Here is a 19653-nt window from a genome sequence, read left to right as displayed (position 1 = left end):
TTGGGGAAGATTATATAACTTGCTCTTAGGGTTTTATTTTATCTGAGAAGGCCAGAGCCCATGATGTCCTGAGAATAGATAGCCGACTAAACGAGCAGCAAAAAAGTACTCTAATCCTTTCCTATCAAACATCTCCATTGCCGATAGGAAAGAAGATATAGTTTTTTTTTCGCTCCACTCCCGCAAAAAAAAACGCGATTAAGCCTAAAGCGGCGAGAATGATATAGGTAAGTCAATGAACGTGTGTAAGGCATTACCTAATGTTAACCGATAAAAAACAAAGTGATGGCTTCCCCACGGACAAAGCCGCTGCCCAGGGTTACTGCAGTAAATACCAGCTTGGCCAGGAAAGCAAAAGGCGGCACCGAGAGAAAGAAGGAAAATAGAAAGTTTTAAGGGATCTCAAACAATACATGTTGACATATCGTTATTTATCGATATAATGGTTTGTATGGAGCCAATAGAAGTTTTCAAAGCCTTATCCAATGAATCAAGACTGCAAATTTTACAATGGCTAAAGGAACCTGATCGTCATTTTACACCCCACGAAGGGATTGATATGAATACTACAGGGGTATGTGTTAGTCAAATAACAGATAAATTGAAAATGACGCAATCAACAGCATCTCAATACCTTTCAATTCTACTGCGAGCTGGATTAATTACGACAGAGCGTATAGGTAAATACACGTATTATAAAAGAGATGAAAATGCCATAAAAAAAATTGCTCAGATTCTAGAAAAAAATATTTAATAAATGAACTGAATTCATACATCAGAATTCAGTTTCATTTATTAAATACAAATCGACTTATCGTAATATATTTTTTTGTTCATACATATTAACAATTCTAGATATGTAAATACATTATATATAAGGAGTGATCTACATTGTCAAACACTGTAAAGGTATACATTTTAGCTATTGTAAGTTTTTTAGTTGGTACATCAGAGTATATCATCTCTGGTATTTTGGATAATATTTCTGAATCATTAGGAATTACGATAGCTGCAGCCGGCCAGTTAATTACCATTTTTTCTCTTGTGTATGCCATCTTCACCCCAGTATTAATGGCTTTAACATCGGGAATGAATAAACGCAAGTTAATGTTATTTTCACTTAGCATTTTTATTCTAGGTAATATTCTTGCATTCGTCCTTCCTGGGTATAAATTATTTATTGTTTCAAGAATTATTATGGCTCTTGGGGCGGGGATGGTCGTCGTTACTGCATTAACAATTGCTGAAAAAATCGCACCAAAAGGTAAGCAAGGTAACGCTATTGCTACAGTAGTAATGGGATTTACAGCATCATTGATAATTGGAGTCCCACTGGGCAGAATGACTAGTGATTTCTTCGGTTGGAAAGCTGTATTTGGAGGAATAGCTTTACTCGGATTATTAGCAATGGTTATAATTTCTCTTACGATTCCAAAAATCCAAGGGGATAAACCTGTACCTTTAATTCAACAACTCGCTCTTTTTAAAAAACCAAAAGTAGTGTTGGGATTAGCCATCACCTTTTTCTGGCTTGGTGGTTATTCAATTGCCTATACCTACCTATCCCCTTACCTTTTAAATATATCAGGTGTAAGCAACAAATTGCTGAGTGGAGTTCTCCTCGTATTCGGGATTGCTAGTCTAGTTGGGTCAAAGTTTGGTGGATTTAGTACCGATCGATGGGGTGTGAATTTTACTCTGATTAGCGGAATGACATTACATGTCATCATGCTAATATTGCTCTCACTAGTTACGCATTCTTATATTGGAGTATTGCTCATTTTAATATTATGGTCATTTGCTGCATGGTCTTCTGGCCCGACTCAACAATATCACCTAGCTACAATGGAGCCAGAGTCATCAGGTATACTATTAGGTCTCAATCAGTCAATGATGCAATTGGCGATGGCTGCAGGTGCAGCTATTGGAGGTATCTTTGTAGAGAGAGTTTCTCTATCTTCCATTACTTGGGTAGGGGCTTTGGGTGTTGCAATCGCGATCATTGTAACAATATTGGCTTCACGTGCTACTTCGAGTAATGGAATTCGAATTAGTAAACCGCACTTATAATATTGAAGGACAACCGCATCATAAACAGCGGAACGATGGTAAAAAACGTGATTCGATTTAAAATATAATTATAGAAAGGAGGAAGCAACCTATGCACTCAATTAAAAAAATAGGTCAGAATTTTTGGTACATCACACCTATATCGCTTACCGACCGCCCCATTCTAGGTATGGTTGTGGGCAGTAACAAGACATTAATGATTGATGCTGGTAACTCGAAAGAACATGCCAAGTACTTTATCAAAGAAACGTTAAAACATGAGAACTTGACTCCTGATATGGTTGTGCTCACGCATTGGCATTGGGATCATATCTTTGGTCTGCCAGCGCTGCCTGATTCGCTTTCGATTGCTTCTGCAAAGACAAGAAAGGAAATGGAGAAGCTTCTTCCGTTTTCGTGGTCAGATGAAGCAATTGATGAGCGGGTGAGGGAAGGAACGGAGATTGAGTTCTGCGCGAAGGCCATCAAGGAGGAATATCAGGATCACCGAGATATTCAGGTGGTTTTACCGGATGTGACATTTGACCGTCGGATGGAGATCGATCTTGGCGGGGTCACTTGTGTTGTGCAACACGTTGGAGGCGATCATGCCGCAGATTCAGTCATCGTGTATGTGAAAGAAGAGAAAATCCTTTTTCTGGGTGATTGTATTTATCCGAAGATGTATGCCGAAAAAGTACATTATACGTTGAAAGAAATATTGCGTCTTTTAGATGAGTTAGAAGCTTTTGATGCCGAAACGTATATTCCTTCACACCAAAGACCGTGGACAAAAGAGGAGTTTCGTCAGGAAACAGATAAGCTTAGGATGATTGCGAAATACACTGATCTTTATGGTGGAGATCAGCAGAAAATCACGAAAGAATATCAAAATTACGTGAACAGAGAACTGAAAGATGATGAATTGGAAACTATTTCTTTTTTTGTAAATGGTTATTAAATGATTGCTGTAACTAAACAAAAAAGTCTCATTTGAGTGATTTCCCTCAAACGAGACTTTTTTATTTTCTATGGTAAACCTACAACATATTCTGCATCACAAACTGTGACAGACATTTTTCATAGTTCCTCTTTTTATTCACTGATAACATTACTATACTTATCTAGTGATGCTTTGCGTGAGGGAATACCTATTTTCCAAGCCATTCTTACTTCCCTTATTAGCTTTAGCAAAAGGTGTTGTAGCAGAAGAAAAAATTAGTATATGTGATTAAACATATGAATCTCAGTTCCTTTATTCGATTACACACCAAAAAAGTCCCCTCCACTTAATTTCGAGGTGGCTTTTTTGGGTTAAACTTAGGCATTTAACCAAATGTAAATTGAAGATAACTTCTGATGTCATGTTCAGTTGGTAGATGATTGGAATAAGTCTTATATAATGATATTGAAGGGTGTGAAAAACATGATCAATATGAATTTGAAAAAAATGCGAAAAATACACAGGTTTACACAAGAAGAAGTGGCTGAGAAAATTGGTGTTTCAAGGCAAGCTGTTGCGAAATGGGAATCGGGAGAAACTGTGCCAGATATCAACAATTGTAAGGCTTTGGCTGAAATATATGGCGTTGCTTTGGATGATCTCGTGAATAATGTGGATGGTACAGAAGAGGTAGGGGTGAAACCAAAAGGAAAACACATATTTGGACTTGTAAAGGTTGGTGAACGCGGGCAAATTGTCATTCCTAAAAAAGCGAGGGAGATATTCAGCATCAGTCCTGGAGACAGCCTGTTGATTTTGGGCGATGAAGCTCAAGGAATCGCCATTGTAAAAAATGAGGCCTTCCTGCAGTTTGCTGACGATATATATAAGGCACAGGAAGATCAGGAGGATGAGGAATGATTGCTATTCAAACAAAGAATCTAACTAAGAAATTCGAAGAAAAGATTGCAGTCGATTCTCTTAATCTTTCAATTGAACAAGGCGAGCTTTTTACTTTACTTGGAGTGAATGGTGCAGGTAAAACGACAACGATCAAGATGTTGACCTGTCTTAGCATCCCTACTACCGGTGATGCAACGATCCTTGGTAACAGTATTGTTTCTAATCCCTACGCAGTAAAAGAACAGATTAATGTTTCACCACAGGAAACGGCAGTAGCTCCTAATTTATCCGTTAAAGAAAATCTTGAATTAATCGCTCAAATATACGGATTCCACAAGAAAACGGTTGATATAAAAGTCGAGGAAATGCTTGGTACGTTTAGTCTGACGGAGGTATCTAAAATGAAGGCTAAAACCTTATCCGGAGGAATGCAAAGAAGACTTAGTATTGCAATGGCACTCATTACAGACCCCGAAATCCTTTTCCTTGATGAACCTACTCTCGGTCTCGATGTCATCGCAAGGCGTGAGCTATGGAGTGCTATTGAGAAATTAAAGGGGAGCATGACCATTATTCTCACGACACATTATATGGAGGAAGCAGAAGCCCTTTCGGATCGAATAGGGACGATGGCGAAAGGAAAATTAAAGGCAGTTGGAACAGCAGCTGAATTGATGGAAAGTACCAACACCAAATCACTTGAGGATGCCTTTATTTCGTTAGCTACCAATGAGGAGGTCACCAGATGAAGTCACTAGCCTTTGCTGCACGTAATCGTAAAGAGATTTTGAGAGATCCTTTAAACTTAGCATTTGGTATAGGCTTCCCGTTAGTTATCTTATGTTTGCTTCATGCTATTCAAGCGAATGTTCCAACTGATTTATTTGTCATTGATAAACTAATTCCTGGCATAGCCGTTTTCGGGCTTTCTTTTATCTCACTATTCTCTGGAATGTTAATAGCTAAAGATCGAAGTACATCATTTTTGATGCGATTGTTTACTACACCTCTTTCTGCCTCAGACTACATTGTAGGGTATATTGTGCCACTCATACCTATAGCGATTGTTCAAGTTATCATTAGTTTTATCACAGCACTTTTCTTAGGTTTACATTTCAATGCCAATGTTTTGTTATCCATTCTTGTCCTTTTGCCAACATCTTTACTATTTATCGGCATAGGGCTCTTAGTAGGGAGTATATTTAACGATAAGCAGGTTGGTGGTATTTGTGGAGCGCTACTAACGAATATGAGCGCATGGTTAAGTGGTACATGGTTTGACTTGAATTTAGTTGGAGGCTGGTTCAAAGATATTGCATACGCACTTCCATTTGCTCATGCAGTAGACGCTAGCAGAGCTGCCATTTCTGGAGACTATGCATCAATTTCACTGCATCTCTGGTGGGTGATTGGATATATGATTGTGATAGTAGCTATCGCCATTTTTGCTTTTAAAAAGAAAATGAATGGGGAAAACGCTTAGTTTGATACAGTTTTTGGTGAAGAAATTTACAGCAGGGTTATCTGGGCTTTTTTCTGTATGATAAACTTTAATGAAGTTTGTCATTTGAGTAAAGGGAGGTACACATGAAACAGCTATATATGAAGCAAAAGGTATTCAGTCTAAGCGGTAGGTTTACGGTAAAGGATCAGCAGGAGAACGATGTGTATGTGGTCGAGGGCAGCTTTATGAAGATGCCTAAGACGTTCACCATTCTGAATACAGAACGAGAAGAAATCGCTGTGATTACGAAGAAAATGTTTAGTTTTTTACCGAAGTTTTTAGTAGAAGTTGGTGGTAAAGAGGTGTTGACCATCAAAAAAGAGTTTACGTTCTTTAAAGCAAAATATTCAATTGATGCTGCTGGTGTAGAAGTACAAGGCAACTGGTGGGATATGAATTTCCAAGTGCTGCAGAACGGCGAAGTGATCGGTCAGGTGAAGAAGGAATGGTTTACTTGGGGTGATAGCTATAAGGTTGATATTTTGAAAGAAGAGATGGAGCCTGTAATGATTGCGTTGGTTGTTGCGATTGATTGTGTGAAGGCTGATGAGGCAGCGTCTAGGTCTTCGTCGTCGGCAACGACGAATTAAGATCATCATTTTTTAGAAATAGATGAATAACAATGGAGGGTTTAAAAAGTTGGACAACCTAACCCGCATATTAAGATTAAGAGACGCAGAAATATGGGAGTATGAATTTCTCGATAAAAAAGAAATCACCATTTATTTCTCCATTACAGATTTAAATCGAAAAGCAACGACTCACGATAATCCCCTAGCTACTCAAGAAGAATTGGATGAAAGAGATAATTACATTTCAATTGATGTCCATAGTAATCTCGATCTCAAAAAAACGTTTGAAGAAGAAACATTCGATGATTTTATCACCAAGATCTCTTCTTTAGTAGAGCATATGCACGATTTTCACAATGCTCATGTTTTTATTAAAGCTCATGTTCATGACAAAATGGACTTAACTGATTTTCAGTTAGAGGAAGATGAAGATTTGCATGGTGATGAAAAAGAACAACTAGACACGCATAAACGGTCATTGATTCAGGAAAAATGTTTTCAGTTGGTAGAAAGCTATTTAAATCGAAAGATCAAAGATACATCGAGCAGTAGATTTTGCCAAGATTTAATGTGAGATTAACATATGAGATAAGCACACTGATCACATTTCAATACAAAGTATTTCTAACAGTCGTCGAATCCGGCAGTTTTACAAAAGCCGAGGAGAAACTTGGGCTGACACAGTCTGGCGTGAGTCATAACATTGTGAAGCTCGTATCCGAATTAGGGATTGTATTGCTGCGGCGGAATCGAAACGGTCTTTCATTAACTGATGAGGTGAGCGGGTGATGCCTCATATTCGGCAAAACATTCATCATGCGACATTTCTTCATACGACAAAAAAGCTTCCTGATTGTCTCAGGAAGCTTTTTCCATCCATCACCCATAATAATTATTCGCTTGAATAAAAAATTGGGACTGCATGTAGTTATAAGTGATTTTCGAGAAGTCGAAAGGCTGGCCGTTTGTGAGATGAAAGACGGTCTCGACGCGGAGAGCGGGATCATCTTGTTTAAGGCCGAGGTGCTTTGCTTCGGTTTCATTCAGTTTTCCTACTTGTAAGTACATATCGGAAAAGCCGACCTTGAGTCCAAGGCCTTCACTGATAAATTTAAAAACAGAATCGGCAGCAATTTCTGTGTTGAGATAGGGAATGATGGTTTTTCGATAATAGGATTCTTCTAGACATAAGGTTTGTCCATTGATGTAACGGATGCGTTTGAGGTAAAAAACATCCTCATCTTCTTCAATATTCAAATTAAGCGCTGCTTCTTCGGGCGGTTTGATGGTGTCTAGCATTAAAACCTCTGAAGTCAGTTGAAATTCCTCTAAATCTTTTTTAAACCCTTGGTTGGATAAAAGGCTGATATAGCCCTTGCGCCTGTGTCTTCGAACAAAGATGCCGCTGCCCCTCACTTGATAGATAATTCCTTTTCTTTCGAGTAAGTCTAATGATTTGATAATGGTGCTTTTGCTCACAGCAAATTGGCTCATGAGGGTTTCGAGTACAGGAAGCTTGTCCCCTTGCTGCAGCTCATGGGTGACAATATATTTTTCAATATCGCTCGCAATTTGTTGATACTTTAACATAGCCATTCCTCTTTGTTTTCACGATTTATTGTCTTTGTATTATAGCACATACCGATTTTCCTTTGATATGCTAATCAAAATTATATATGTATTGATATATTGTACCGGTATAATTATAATATACATATACTAGTAGTGATAAAGGGGGGGTTATATGTCAAAAGTGAGGGATTATCAAAAGCTTGCAGAAGACATCTTAGAGGCAGTTGGCGGAGAAGAAAATGTGGTGAGTGCCGCAAGATGCGCCACGCGTCTGCGTTTGGTACTGAAACGTTCGAATCCAAAGGCCAAGGAAGCAGTCAACGCCATGCCTGGTGTTATTACCGTGGTGGAAAACGGCGGTCAATTTCAGGTCGTCATCGGCCAGCATGTTGGTGAAGTATACGAGCATTTTTCCAACCTTGTTCAGCTCCAATCGTCGGATGATGACCAGCCTAATGAAAACAAGGGAACGGTACTGAACCGTGTCATTGCGACCATGTCCGCTGTGTTTGCGCCTTTTGTGTATATTTTGGCTGCAGCTGGTATTTTACAAGGTGCACTTATCCTCATTAATTTGTTATTTCCAAGCTTTTCGAAAACGGGAACATATGAAGTCTTTAGTTTCATTTCATGGGCACCGTTTACGTTTTTGCCAATCTTTATTGCCATCACAGCAGCTAAGCATTTTAAAACGAATATGTATATCGCAGTAGCGTGTACAGCAGCGCTTGTCAGTCCAGCTTGGACAGAAATTGCTGGGCGTGTGGCTTCAGGTGAAGGCGTTACCTTTTTAGGCATTGCGTTATCTGAAACTGTTTATACGTCATCTGTTTTGCCTCCGCTGTTCCTGGTATGGATTCTTTCATATGTAGAGAGATTTTTAAATAAACGGATTCACGAGGTAGTAAAACCGTTATTTGTACCATTTATCTGTATGGTCGTTATGGTTCCGTTAACCATTCTATTAATTGGTCCTCTTTCAACAGCAGGTGCAAATGGGATTGCAAACGGATACAATATCTTAGCAGAAAATGTACCGGCTTTAGCAGGCGCCATTATCGGTGGATTCTGGCAAGTACTTGTCATATTCGGCGTTCACTGGGGCATTACGCCAATGGTGCTCGCCAACTTTGAACAATATGGACGTGACTCCTTCCAGGCATATCAAACCATCGCTGTTATCGCTCAGGTCGGCGCAGTGTTAGGAGTTATTTTAAAAGCAAGAAACCGCGAAACTCGGAAAGTCGGAGTCTCAGCCGGAATCACGGGACTCTTCGGAATTACGGAGCCTGCGATTTACGGTGTTACCTTACGTTTTAAAAAGCCGTTTATTTTCGGATGTATTTCTGGAGCAGCCGGTGCCATCGTTGCCAGCTTCTTCACGCCTTATTACTTTGCGTATGCAGGTTTGCCTGGTCCGCTGACAATTGTGAACGGAATTAGTGCAGATTATCCAACATCGATCATCGGTATCTTAATTGGTGTCGCAATTGCGCTGATCTTACCAGTTGTGCTCATTCAAATGTTTGGTTATGGGGAAGATACAGTGGAGCAGACAGCCGGAACAACAACTGTCAAAGATCAAGATAAAGAAAAAAAGAATGCTTCGATGAACAATGAAGAAACAATCACTGCACCACTTGCAGGAAAAGTGCTCACATTATCTGAAGTACCGGATGCCGTATTTAGCTCCGGGGCGATGGGCAAAGGCTTTGCCATTGAACCGACAGACAATAAGCTGTATGCACCGTTTGACGGCAGTGTCGTCATGCTTGCACCAACAAAGCATGCCGTTGGACTTCGTTCAGAATTTGGTGTGGAGTTACTTGTTCACGTAGGAATTGATACGGTTTCTCTAGATGGCTCAGCATTTACACTCAAAATTCAAGAAGGCGACAAGGTGAAAAAGGGTGACTTGTTGATGACATTTGATCAAGAAGCCATTGAAAGCAAAGGATTAAAAACAGTCACACCAGTCATCATCACCAATACACAAGCGTATGAAGATGTGATGGTAGAAGCACAATCGACATGTCAGCCAACGGACGTCATGATTACAATTGTAAAATAGGAGGAATAAATAATGACATTACCAAAAGGTTTTCTATGGGGCGGAGCATTAGCTGCACATCAATTCGAAGGTGGATGGAATGAAGGAGGAAAAGGCCCAAGTGTTGTGGATGTAATGACAGCTGGTGCTCACGGAGTACCGAGACAAATTACTGAGACGATAGAAGACAACAAATTTTATCCGAACCATGAAGCGATCGATTTCTACCATCGTTACAAGGAAGATATCGCGATGTTTGCCGAAATGGGTTTGAAATGCCTGCGTACATCCATCGGCTGGAGCCGAATTTTCCCAAAGGGAGATGAAGCTGAACCGAATGAAGCTGGTTTACAATACTATGATGATGTATTTGATGAACTGCTCAAGCATGGCATCGAGCCTGTGATTACACTGTCTCACTTTGAGATGCCGCTTCATTTGGCAAGAGAATACGGCGGGTTCCGAAGCCGAAAAGTCGCTGAGTATTTCGCAAAATTCGCAGAAGTGTGCTTCAATCGATACAAGGACAAAGTCACATACTGGATGACATTTAATGAAATCAATAACAAAATGGATGTCAACAACCCACTGTTCCTTTGGACAAATTCAGGGGTATCAGTCAAAGAAGGCGAAAATGCCAAAGAAATCATGTATCAAGCAGGACATCATGAATTACTTGCAAGTGCGTGGGCAGTAGCAAAAGGCAAAGAAATCAATCCTGCTTTTCAAATTGGAGCAATGGTTTCTCACGTACCAATCTATCCATATTCCTCAAATCCAGAGGATGTCATGCTTGCTGAAGAATATATGAGACAACGCTATTTCTTCCCAGATGTACAAGTTCGGGGCTACTATCCGAGCTATGCACTTAAAGAATTCGAACGCGAAGGCTATCATATTCCGTTTGAAGAAGGCGATGAAGAAAGCTTAAGAAAAGGGAAAGTAGATTATCTTGGCTTTAGCTACTACATGTCGACAACGGTTAAAAGTGATGCAGTGTCTGATAACAACGGAGATATTGTCAACGGAGCCCTGCCGCATGGTGTAGACAATCCTTATATCAAATCAAGCGACTGGGGCTGGTCCATTGACCCGACAGGCCTAAGATATACTTTGAATCGTTTTTATGATCGCTATCAAATCCCGCTATTCATTGTAGAAAATGGATTTGGTGCCATAGATCAAGTGGAAGATGACGGTTCTATTCACGATCCAGAACGTATTCAATATCTCGCTTCTCATATCGAAGCACTGAAAAAAGCCATTGAATACGACGGTGTTGACCTTATTGGCTACACACCTTGGGGCATCATTGATATCGTGTCATTCACAACAGGTGAAATGAAAAAACGCTACGGCATGATCTACGTTGACCGCGACAATGAAGGCAACGGCTCGATGAAGAGACTCAAAAAAGATTCTTTTACTTGGTACCAAAACGTCATTGCCACGAACGGTGAAGAAGTGTAACAAAGGAAAAGAGAAGCCCGGATGAGCGAAGTATGTGCTTGTTCGGGTTTTTACGTTCTTTAGGGAAAATTGGTTTGTATATCCTTTTGTTCACTAGATATAAGTCTTATAATTTAGTAAGAAAGAAGAAGATGGAATGGGAGAGATCGTAAATGACGAAATGGTGGATGGTGCGTGCAGGCGACCAGAATGATTTAATTCCGATTTGGGAAGAGAAAGGATTAGCATCAATCGGGTGGCCTAAATTAGGTAATCCAAAACAATATCAAACAAAGCAAGAGATGAATGCTCGAGCTGATGTCATATACGCCGAGAACAAACCTTTTACGAGAAGAAGCTGGGTTAGTCAGGTATGGAGGTTTAGTAGAGAAATTCAAAAGGGAGATCGAATTATTACATACATAAAAGAAAGCCGTGAATATCGAGTTGGTACGGTGACTGCTCCACATTTTTTTGATGAAGCAGCAGGGGATAAAATGTATCCAAATCATATTCAAGTCAATTGGGAACCAATCGCAGTGAAACGAGATTCTCTCAGCCAATCAGCTAAGAACAGCCTCGGTTCTATATCAACTGTTTTTCGTGTAGATGATTGGGGGAAAGAAATTGAACACCTACTTAAAAACCCTACTTCTATACCAGCATTCGAAGATGAAACAGAAGAAGATGAAATTATTGAAGATTTAGTCAGCAAAGCAACTGTGATGATTGCAGATAAGGTGGATAAACTGGATCCGTGGCAGATGCAAGACTTAGTCGGGGGCTTACTGCAAGCTATGTCATACAATGTTCGTGTGAGTCCAAAAGGTCCTGACGGCGGTGTAGATATATTAGCTTATAAAGATGCATTTGGATTTGAAAAGCCTATTATTAAAGTACAAGTCAAGCATCGGAAAAATTCAGCCAGTGCGCCAGAAGTGCAGCAATTATTAGGAGCAAACCCCATGAATGCAAATAGTTTATTTGTTTCTACTGGTGGATTTACCTCTCATGCAAAAGCTGTTGCGAAGCATAATGAAGTTCATCTATTGGACTTAGAAGAACTCGTCAATCTTATTGTACATTGGTATGAGGATATGCCAACTGAGACAAGATCTTTATTACCTTTGAAAAAAGTGTATGTGCCTGAGTGAATTTTTATTGTCTAAATTTTATTAATGCCTGAATACAAAGAAAAAAGAGAGTAATGGCGACAAAATAGTTCATTGGATTGTGAAAGATCTTGATGTTCAAGGATATTTGAAGAAGAATCCAAAGGCCGAATATCACCATAATTGCAGGAATGATTCTTTTATACACATTGATTTTCCTTTCGGGAGTGGTTTGTTTTTAGTTAGCATTGTCTCATATCATTGCAGAGGTTGAAAAGAGATAAAGATATTAATAGGTTCTATTACATGATTTGGTATAATTGATCTATAAAAACGATAAATGGTAGATAAAGTATAGGAGTTGTTGAAATGAATCAAACACTGCAAATGGGAGCCAATACCGTACTAAGTTCTCCAAAGGGGCATGTATCCATCAGCTATGAAGTGTCATCTGCAATTGATATTTCTTTAACAGCGTTTCTTTTAACAGATTCGGATCAGGTTGAAGGAGATCATGGCATTATTTTTTACAATCAACCAGAGAGTGCTTCGGGTGCAGCGGCACTTCTACCAGCAGAGGTATCAGGTCAATTGAAAAGGCATCAATTGAATTTTGATATGAGCAAAGTGCCTGCTGGAATCACAAAGATGGCTATTACATTAACAGAAGATCAAGGAACGGGCTTTTCTCAAGTGAAGAATTTGCAAGCAGAAATTCGAACAGGTGACGAGGTGTTTTATCTAACACCAGTAAACTTTACAAATGAAAAGGGCATTGTCGTAGTAGAGCTATATATAAGAAATGGTGACACGAAAGCACGCTCAATTTGGCGTGGTTTCGATTCTGGACTGGAAGGTCTATGCAAGCTTTATGGTGTGGAGGTTGAACCTGATGAACAGGATATTTCTACACATCAAATGGCTCCTGAAAAACAACCAATTAAAGACCCTGCTCAAACGAAGACAACTGCTAAAGAGAAAGTCGCTGCACCTATCAGTTTAGAGAAAGTTCAGGGTAAAATTAGTCTAGACAAAGGTCATAAACCGATCATAATCGAGAAAACGCCTGAGATCACAGCTACAGTATCCTGGGAGTCCGGCACCGATTATGATATTTATGCATTGGTCTACACAAAGTCAGGAAAGCAAGTAGATGTGGCTATGTTTGGTGCGAAAGGAATTCCTGCTCTCAAAAGTTACGGCAACGGAGCTGTTGAGCATATGGGAGATGTCGGTAGAGACCATGAATCAATGAAAACAGAAGTTATTAAACTACGGTTAAATGACGATATCCTTGCTGTCGTTCCGGTTGTTTATTCTGCCCAATCAAACGGAACAGGTTCCTTTTATAGATATAGAGTATCTATGAGTATAGATAATCACCAAGGAACGTCTGTGACGATTCATGCCAAACATGCCAATGACAATGATCGTATTTATTCTTGTGTGCCAGGTATACTTCAAAATACAAATGATGGTGTGATCATCCGCCCACTTGAGCTTTACAGCAAACCAAACTCTGAGCGCAGACCTAAATTAAAAATGAAGTCTTCTAATGAAATTGAGGTTTTGATGGATAAAGGACCTATCAATGATTTTAAATAACACATGGGTATGGCTAGACAGAGCAAAGTACAGTGTCTAGCTTATTTTTTAGCCCGTTAAATAGTGAGTCTAATCCATTTTTTGTGTCAATTAGCCTATTTTTCCGTTTTGGTGGACACGGTAAAATAGACTTTATGATCAATAATGGAGGGAGTGACTTCTTCTGGGCAACATACTTGATGCAAAAGCACTAACAAATGCTATGGATGCAAGGGCAAAACACTACCAAGAACTCCGCGAACAAATGGTAGATTTAAAAAAGACACTTCAAGGCGTGGCAAACCTCGGTGATGAATTCACGGGAAAAGGCGCCGATAACATTAAAAACTTCTACAAAGAACTGGCTGGAAATGTAGACATGTTTATCAGCTTCATTGATAAGCAGAAAGCCTTTCATGAAGGCGTTTCTGGGACACTTGATGATACGAATTTTGGCGACGATACCTTTGTAGAAGAACACTTTTTAGACAATGCAGTACATATGGGAATCAAAAACGCCAAAAGTATTGTAAAGGATCAAAAAAAGGCACTCAAAACGATTTTTCAAGACATCGACGACCTCATTTCTCTAGAAGTATTTGATAGCCAAACCTTTGATGAAAAAATTGCAAATGCAGAAGATGAACGAAAAAAGACAGTAAAAGACCTAAGAGAGCTTGATCAAAATTTAAAAGATGAATATGCTTTATCAGAAACGGAGCAGCAAGCTACAATGGCATTGTACGCAGAAATGATGAATGCGACAAATGATGGAAAAGCCATTTCGCCGATGAATTTTGACAAGAAAGCGTATCAAAATAGCGAAATCTACAAGGCAAAAAGCGATATTGAGAAGCAAACTGCTGAATATCTCAAAATTAAAAAAGAACAAGAAGAAGCTAGAGAAATCGCAAAGGAACAAGAAGCACTCGCCAACCGCCCTTGGTATGAAAAAGCACTTGATTATGGTGGAAATATCGTGAATGAACTGACTGGCGTGAACGATGCAAAACGCGCCGCAACGGGCGTTGACCCGATCACAGGCGAAGAACTTACCGCAGGACAGCGCGTCGCCGCAGGCGGCATGGCAGCAGCAGGTTATATCCCAATCGTCGGCTGGGCAGGCCGTATTTTCAAAGGCGGAAAGGCTGTCTATAAAACGACTCAAGCCACATCAGCAGCAGTACGAGCAGTCGACATCTACAAGACATCGCAAAAGTCCTTTGACGCCTTAAAAACATCTCAAAAAGGCTTATATGGTCTCACCGCAACAAACGGCTTCAGTGAAGCGATTACTGGGCGAGACATGTTTGGAAATAAGGTCTCGAAAGAACAGCAGGAAGCGAGTATGAACGCGGCGCTGGGAATGCTTTTGCCGTTTGGGGCGAAAGGGTTCAATGGGAAGATGGGGATTAAAGGAGATAAAATTGAACATCCGGTAATAGATAATAAAAGGGTCGGAAGTGCGTTGAAAAAGCCAGATGGTCAACATGGTTTCAATGATATAATTGACAATTACACACCACTGGCTAAAGAGTTTGATTTGGTTGGTGGTGATAAAACAAAGGTTAAGTTATATCAAATAGAAGGTGGAATGAAATACTATAGTTACAAGGATGTTTATAATAAAGATTTACGTATAATTGAAAGAGTGTTTTCGGTAAAAGATCAAAATGGTATTTTTGAGTGGATTGTCGATCCCAATAAGGGGGTTACTCATAGAAGGTTTATTCCAGAAGGTGAAATTACAGGATTACCTAATCAAAATCCTAAAAGATAGGAATGAAGAAAAAATGAAAAGTTCTATAGAGGTCTTAAAAACTTATAATATTCATTATGATTGGAAAACTATATATGTAGGAATTAGGCTAGATTTGATTTCATATAAAGAAATAAGCAAGTATGCTGTGGAATATTTATCTAATCATATTGAATGTGAAAATTCTTTAATCCTAGAATTAGCTTGGGGAGCTGGCGACCCAGAAGAAGATTATAGAAAACTTCAAATGGTATTGGTAGAATTATATAATGATTTGATAGAAGAAGAATCCAGCCAATGGGACATTGAAAAAAGGAAATGGAGATATGGTATAACTTCTCATTTAAAAGAAATAAATAAGAATTCAACTGAAGAGTTGTTGGATGAACTTTCTGAAGTATACGCAGATTTTGGTTATCCTGAGGATATGGAACCGTTTATTCATTATATGCCTCCTTCAGATGGTTATAATCCGTTGCTGTATTCAAAAGAAGAGAATATAAATAGATTAGCATCTCTTTTTGAGGAGTTTTTACAAAAAGAAAAAGCATTTGTTCAATTTGAGCAAATGTAACTACTGATTAAAAGATGCCTAATGAAAATAGAACTTGAATTCGAAAAAGAAGTTACAAACTACTATAAGTGGTTAGATCAAAAAATAAATGAACTTAAACAGCTAAGTGTATATAGTATTAATGGATATTACTTTTTAGATGATGGCGGAATTAAGACTTTTCAACGTTATTGTCAAAATGAACTTATCGAAATTTTTAGCGACCAGTTGAATAATTACCATTTTTATATATTCCTGAGTAAGAAAGTAAGTGATGTACATTCTCGAATAGAGAAATTTCGAAAAGTATGGAAGTCTATTGACTCAGAAATAAATACTTCAGGTTTTGAAAAGGGGCCAGAACTACTTTTAGATGAACTTAGAAATCATTTTTATGTTAGTATGGCGAAAGTTCCTCAGCCTGAATTAGATAAAGCATTGCGGATAATGGATAAGTATCAATCGAGTTTCATGATTGCCACTAGAAGGGATTCTATTCTTTCAGAGGAATCTATAAAAGATTTGTTTTACTCAGGTTTGAACAAGGATAGTCACGAAGTAGATTATCAAGCACTTTTTTTGAAATATGGTTTGAATAGTGAAATTATTTTCAGATGGGGCTCTGTTGTAAATGAGGCCGAATTGGCAATGATATTAAATCAAGATCTTACCCAGAAAATACGGCAGCGAATACAAAGCTATTCATAGTATCTTCAAAAGACAATGATCTCTAACATATTAAACAATCCCCACATTCGGGACTGACTCTCATTTTTGAGACAGGGATCATGACACTTTATGAAACAGCCAGTTGTCGAAACTCTTTCGATGGCTGGTTGTTGCATTTCAATTGATGAAAGCAATGCTGTTCTCCATAAAGATACCATTTCTTCATGTTTCCACTTGTGTACTATTCTTAATCCTTATTTTTTGAATGAATCTCTGCTAACTTCAATCGAACGGTCTCTCCTTTTACACTGATTGAATAACTCACTCCTTTTTCATACAAACCAGCTTCTTGAGCAAACGAAATTTTCAAGTGGATACGGGGATTTTATTTTAGTCGCAGAGGATTTTTGTTTTGGGTTATGCATAGAGCGAACGGAATATTTTTATGAGCTAAGTATTTGGGGGCTAGAATAATTAACGATGAATAGAGTTGACACATCTTTTAGGGAGTGGAATTAGCCACTCTTTTTTTCTATCGATGGAGTCATACGCTTGATCGATGATTTTCTCTCAAATTTAAGCAATTCACTATCATTACCTTTCACATTCATATAAAATAAGAGAGTGAAAAATTGAAGAAATGCTTGATACATGAAGGGCATGTAAGCTGTGAGCTGCATGACATGATGAGATGTATGAACGTGAAGGCTGCAAAGCTGTTCTTCCTCACATATGAGATCTTGTAAGCGTAACCATTATTTGTCACTTCATTGCGATGGTGTTGAGGGGTGTGTCAGGATGAGAAATCCGTATGTGAGAACGGCTTCTAGTCTTTATATCAATTATTTTTTATTAGGTATGGTCAATATTATTTTGGCTTCAAATATGCCATTTTTAATCAAACAGTTAGATACCAATAGTGCGGGAATTAGTTATATGATTTCGGCGCTCGGCATTGGCAGGGTGCTCACGTATGGTCTATCGGGCGTGCTGTCAGATCGTTTTGGGCGAAAGCCGGTCATTTTGGTTTCGGGTGTGCTGATGGCGGCGTTTCTCATCGGAATCCCATTGTCTCCGAATTATCAAATTGCGTTTGCGTTTGCGATTTTGGCAGGGGTGGCGAATTCGGCGATGGATGCAGGAACGTATCCAGCGTTAATGGAGGCTTTTCCTCAAAACTCGGGATCTGCGAATGTGATGGTGAAGGCCTTTATCTCGATTGGGGCAACCATCCTACCACTGGCGATTTTCTTTTTAGCAGAGCATAATTTGTTTTATGGGATGGCATTTTTTGTTCCTGCTCTGATCTATCTTGTGAATGTCTTGATGCTGTGGAGCTTGCCATTTCCGAATCATCGCAAGGTGGAGCAAGTCCAGGTAACGGAGCATGACGGACTTCCGCGCTTCTCGATAGAGCCTACGTTTTGGAGAGAAGGGATTGCACTCATTGTGATCAGCTTTACATCAAATGGGCTGTATGCGTTGCCGCAAATTTGGCTGCCTACTTACGGTGAGACCATATTGGGGATGGCTTCAGGGAGTGCTGTGAAGCTGCTTAGTTACTATAGCATGGGCGGGCTGCTGTCTGTCTTATTGCTCGCATTTCTTTTGCGACGTTTTGTCCGTCCAGTCACTGTGCTGCTGATCTATCCAATCATTACACTTGTCTCCATCTGTGTCCTATTGGTCGTGAAATCCCCAGTCATCGGAACTGTCAATGCCTTTGTATTGGGATTCTCAACAGCCGGTGTTTTTCAGCTGACGTTAACGGTGATGGCTGAATTCTTCTGGAAGAACAAAGGAACGATGACAGGGATTATCTCCACAGCCGGCGGGGTGTCGGCTATTGTCATTCCGGTCGTAACAGGTTTAATTGAAAGTCACTCGACCATTTTACAAATCTTTCTGTTCGATGCGGTGGTGGCAGTTGTCGCTATTATCGGTGCACTGTATATTCTGTATCGATACCGCCAAATCATGGTCCATGAATAAAAAAGACGACCTCCGCTCAGGAAGTCGTCTTTCTTTTGTTTAGAAACGGTCATTTTCAAAAAGAATTTGTTTCACTTGATCAACTGGCATATCTTCACCAGTAAAGAGTTTGTAAGCAAGTGCACCTTGCCATAGCATCATGCCAAGACCGTTAATGGTTTTGGCACCAGCTTCCTGTGCTTGCGCAAGGAGCTTTGTTTTTTGCGGGTTATATACGACGTCTGTCACGATTAAATCTTCACGCAGGACATCAAGTGTATCATCGATGATGCTGAGCTGATCTAGTGGTTTCATGCCAAGGCTTGTCCCATTTGCTAAGATTGCACTTTCAGCTACTTCACGGCGGAAAGCGTCTTTGTCTTCAAGTGGGAAAATGTTCGCTTTGACACCAAATGATGTCATTTCGTTGTTGATGTAATTTACATTTTCTTCTGCTTGAACAAAGTATTGATCATTACGAGCAAAAATACTAATTTCACGAATACCTGATTGTGCAAGCTGAATGGCAATCGGTGTTGCAGCTCCGCCAGATCCGACTAGTGTGACCTTTTGACCAGCTAATTCAACGCCATGTTCAATCAAGTTTCTCACGTAACCAAGACCATCTGTGTTGTAGCCAATCAGTTTGCCATCTTTGTTTACGACGGTGTTACTTGCACGTGTGTATTTTGCAGAATCATCTAGTTCATCTAAGTAGTCTAGCACTTTCATTTTGTTCGGCATAGAAACATTAAACCCAGCTGCACCCATTGCTTTCATACCGTTGACAGCTGCTTCTAGTTCCTCATTCCCTACTTCAAATGCGAGGTAAGCGTAGTTGATCCCTGTTAGTGTATAGCCAAGGTTATGCATACGTGGTGACAGGCTGTGTCCGATTGGTGTAGCAAGAAGGCCTACTAATTTGGTTTTTCCATCAATATTACGTTCATGTATGTTTGTCAT

Annotated in this window: 19 protein-coding genes and 2 pseudogenes; 18 read left to right on the top strand and 3 right to left on the bottom strand. The window is 39.5% G+C overall.

The features are described from left to right. Positions 1–451 precede the first annotated feature (451 nt). From ACP7A0_RS14515 to ACP7A0_RS14475, 9 genes and pseudogenes are all read left to right on the top strand, one after another. Positions 452–754, top strand: a complete 303-nt coding sequence (locus tag ACP7A0_RS14515; protein WP_034660581.1) for an ArsR/SmtB family transcription factor — start codon at positions 452–454, stop codon at positions 752–754. A 137-nt stretch (positions 755–891) separates the two neighbouring features. Beyond that, positions 892–2070: an MFS transporter gene (locus tag ACP7A0_RS14510; RefSeq protein WP_034660579.1), complete on the top strand. Its 1179-nt coding sequence runs from the start codon at positions 892–894 to the stop codon at positions 2068–2070. A gap of 91 nt (positions 2071–2161) precedes the next feature. After that, on the top strand, positions 2162–3010 hold the full coding sequence (locus ACP7A0_RS14505; protein ID WP_426005592.1) for an MBL fold metallo-hydrolase: 849 nt from the start codon (positions 2162–2164) through the stop codon (positions 3008–3010). A gap of 465 nt (positions 3011–3475) precedes the next feature. Further along, on the top strand, positions 3476–3913 hold the full coding sequence (locus ACP7A0_RS14500) for a helix-turn-helix transcriptional regulator (protein WP_034660576.1): 438 nt from the start codon (positions 3476–3478) through the stop codon (positions 3911–3913). Continuing rightward, positions 3910–4644 (top strand): ABC transporter ATP-binding protein, encoded by a 735-nt coding sequence (locus ACP7A0_RS14495; protein ID WP_426005589.1) that lies wholly within the window; start codon positions 3910–3912, stop codon positions 4642–4644. The genes ACP7A0_RS14500 and ACP7A0_RS14495 overlap by 4 nt, the downstream gene beginning before the upstream one ends. After that, positions 4641–5378 carry an ABC transporter permease gene (locus ACP7A0_RS14490; protein ID WP_426005587.1) on the top strand — a complete coding sequence of 246 codons (738 nt, stop codon included), beginning with the start codon at positions 4641–4643 and terminating at the stop codon, positions 5376–5378. The genes ACP7A0_RS14495 and ACP7A0_RS14490 overlap by 4 nt, the downstream gene beginning before the upstream one ends. Before the next feature lie 104 nt (positions 5379–5482). Next, a complete protein-coding gene (locus ACP7A0_RS14485) occupies positions 5483–5989 on the top strand; it encodes an LURP-one-related/scramblase family protein (protein WP_426005585.1) in 507 nt (168 codons plus the stop codon). A 49-nt stretch (positions 5990–6038) separates the two neighbouring features. Then, positions 6039–6545 (top strand): hypothetical protein, encoded by a 507-nt coding sequence (locus ACP7A0_RS14480; protein WP_426005583.1) that lies wholly within the window; start codon positions 6039–6041, stop codon positions 6543–6545. Between the two features lie 26 nt (positions 6546–6571). Then, a pseudogene (locus ACP7A0_RS14475) lies at positions 6572–6801 on the top strand (LysR family transcriptional regulator); the annotation flags it as partial. 49 nt (positions 6802–6850) lie between these two features. Here ACP7A0_RS14475 and ACP7A0_RS14470 read toward each other — a convergent pair. Beyond that, complete coding sequence (locus ACP7A0_RS14470) at positions 6851–7561, bottom strand: GntR family transcriptional regulator (RefSeq protein ID WP_060597662.1); 711 nt, start codon at positions 7559–7561, stop codon at positions 6851–6853. 154 nt (positions 7562–7715) lie between these two features. Between ACP7A0_RS14470 and ACP7A0_RS14465 the strand changes: the two genes are divergently transcribed. From ACP7A0_RS14465 to ACP7A0_RS14455, 3 genes are all read left to right on the top strand, one after another. Further along, positions 7716–9614 (top strand): beta-glucoside-specific PTS transporter subunit IIABC, encoded by a 1899-nt coding sequence (locus tag ACP7A0_RS14465; protein ID WP_260335670.1) that lies wholly within the window; start codon positions 7716–7718, stop codon positions 9612–9614. 12 nt (positions 9615–9626) lie between these two features. After that, the gene (gene bglA / locus ACP7A0_RS14460) at positions 9627–11063 is read left to right on the top strand and encodes a 6-phospho-beta-glucosidase BglA (protein WP_426005580.1); all 1437 of its coding nucleotides are present in this window, start codon (positions 9627–9629) and stop codon (positions 11061–11063) included. Between the two features lie 152 nt (positions 11064–11215). Next, a complete protein-coding gene (locus ACP7A0_RS14455; protein ID WP_066031490.1) occupies positions 11216–12196 on the top strand; it encodes a restriction endonuclease in 981 nt (326 codons plus the stop codon). Positions 12197–12200: 4 nt separating this feature from the next. On the opposite strand, the gene ACP7A0_RS14450 is transcribed toward ACP7A0_RS14455, so the two are convergent. Continuing rightward, positions 12201–12362 (bottom strand): hypothetical protein, encoded by a 162-nt coding sequence (locus ACP7A0_RS14450; RefSeq protein ID WP_223251416.1) that lies wholly within the window; start codon positions 12360–12362, stop codon positions 12201–12203. 161 nt (positions 12363–12523) lie between these two features. Between ACP7A0_RS14450 and ACP7A0_RS14445 the strand changes: the two genes are divergently transcribed. From ACP7A0_RS14445 to ACP7A0_RS14420, 6 genes and pseudogenes are all read left to right on the top strand, one after another. After that, entirely contained in the window at positions 12524–13759 is a 1236-nt protein-coding gene (locus ACP7A0_RS14445) for a TerD family protein (protein WP_106036350.1), read from the top strand. A 202-nt stretch (positions 13760–13961) separates the two neighbouring features. After that, positions 13962–15518, top strand: a complete 1557-nt coding sequence (locus tag ACP7A0_RS14440) for a ribonuclease YeeF family protein (RefSeq protein ID WP_426005577.1) — start codon at positions 13962–13964, stop codon at positions 15516–15518. Further along, entirely contained in the window at positions 15478–16071 is a 594-nt protein-coding gene (locus ACP7A0_RS14435; RefSeq protein WP_426005575.1) for a DUF2247 family protein, read from the top strand. Before ACP7A0_RS14440 ends, ACP7A0_RS14435 begins: the two co-directional genes overlap by 41 nt. Before the next feature lie 21 nt (positions 16072–16092). Further along, positions 16093–16758: a hypothetical protein gene (locus ACP7A0_RS14430; protein ID WP_066031493.1), complete on the top strand. Its 666-nt coding sequence runs from the start codon at positions 16093–16095 to the stop codon at positions 16756–16758. A gap of 294 nt (positions 16759–17052) precedes the next feature. Then, positions 17053–17193, top strand: a pseudogene (locus ACP7A0_RS14425) (YxiF family protein); the annotation flags it as partial. 324 nt (positions 17194–17517) lie between these two features. Continuing rightward, the gene (locus ACP7A0_RS14420) at positions 17518–18711 is read left to right on the top strand and encodes an MFS transporter (RefSeq protein WP_106030719.1); all 1194 of its coding nucleotides are present in this window, start codon (positions 17518–17520) and stop codon (positions 18709–18711) included. Positions 18712–18750: 39 nt separating this feature from the next. Here ACP7A0_RS14420 and ACP7A0_RS14415 read toward each other — a convergent pair whose 3' ends face one another. Continuing rightward, a complete protein-coding gene (locus ACP7A0_RS14415; RefSeq protein WP_034660559.1) occupies positions 18751–19653 on the bottom strand; it encodes a shikimate dehydrogenase in 903 nt (300 codons plus the stop codon).

The sequence above is a fragment of the Bacillus sp. DWP3-1 genome, from assembly GCF_049896565.1.
Classification (GTDB): Bacteria; Bacillota; Bacilli; order Bacillales; family Bacillaceae; genus Bacillus.
This window is presented reverse-complemented; position numbering and strand designations above follow the sequence as displayed.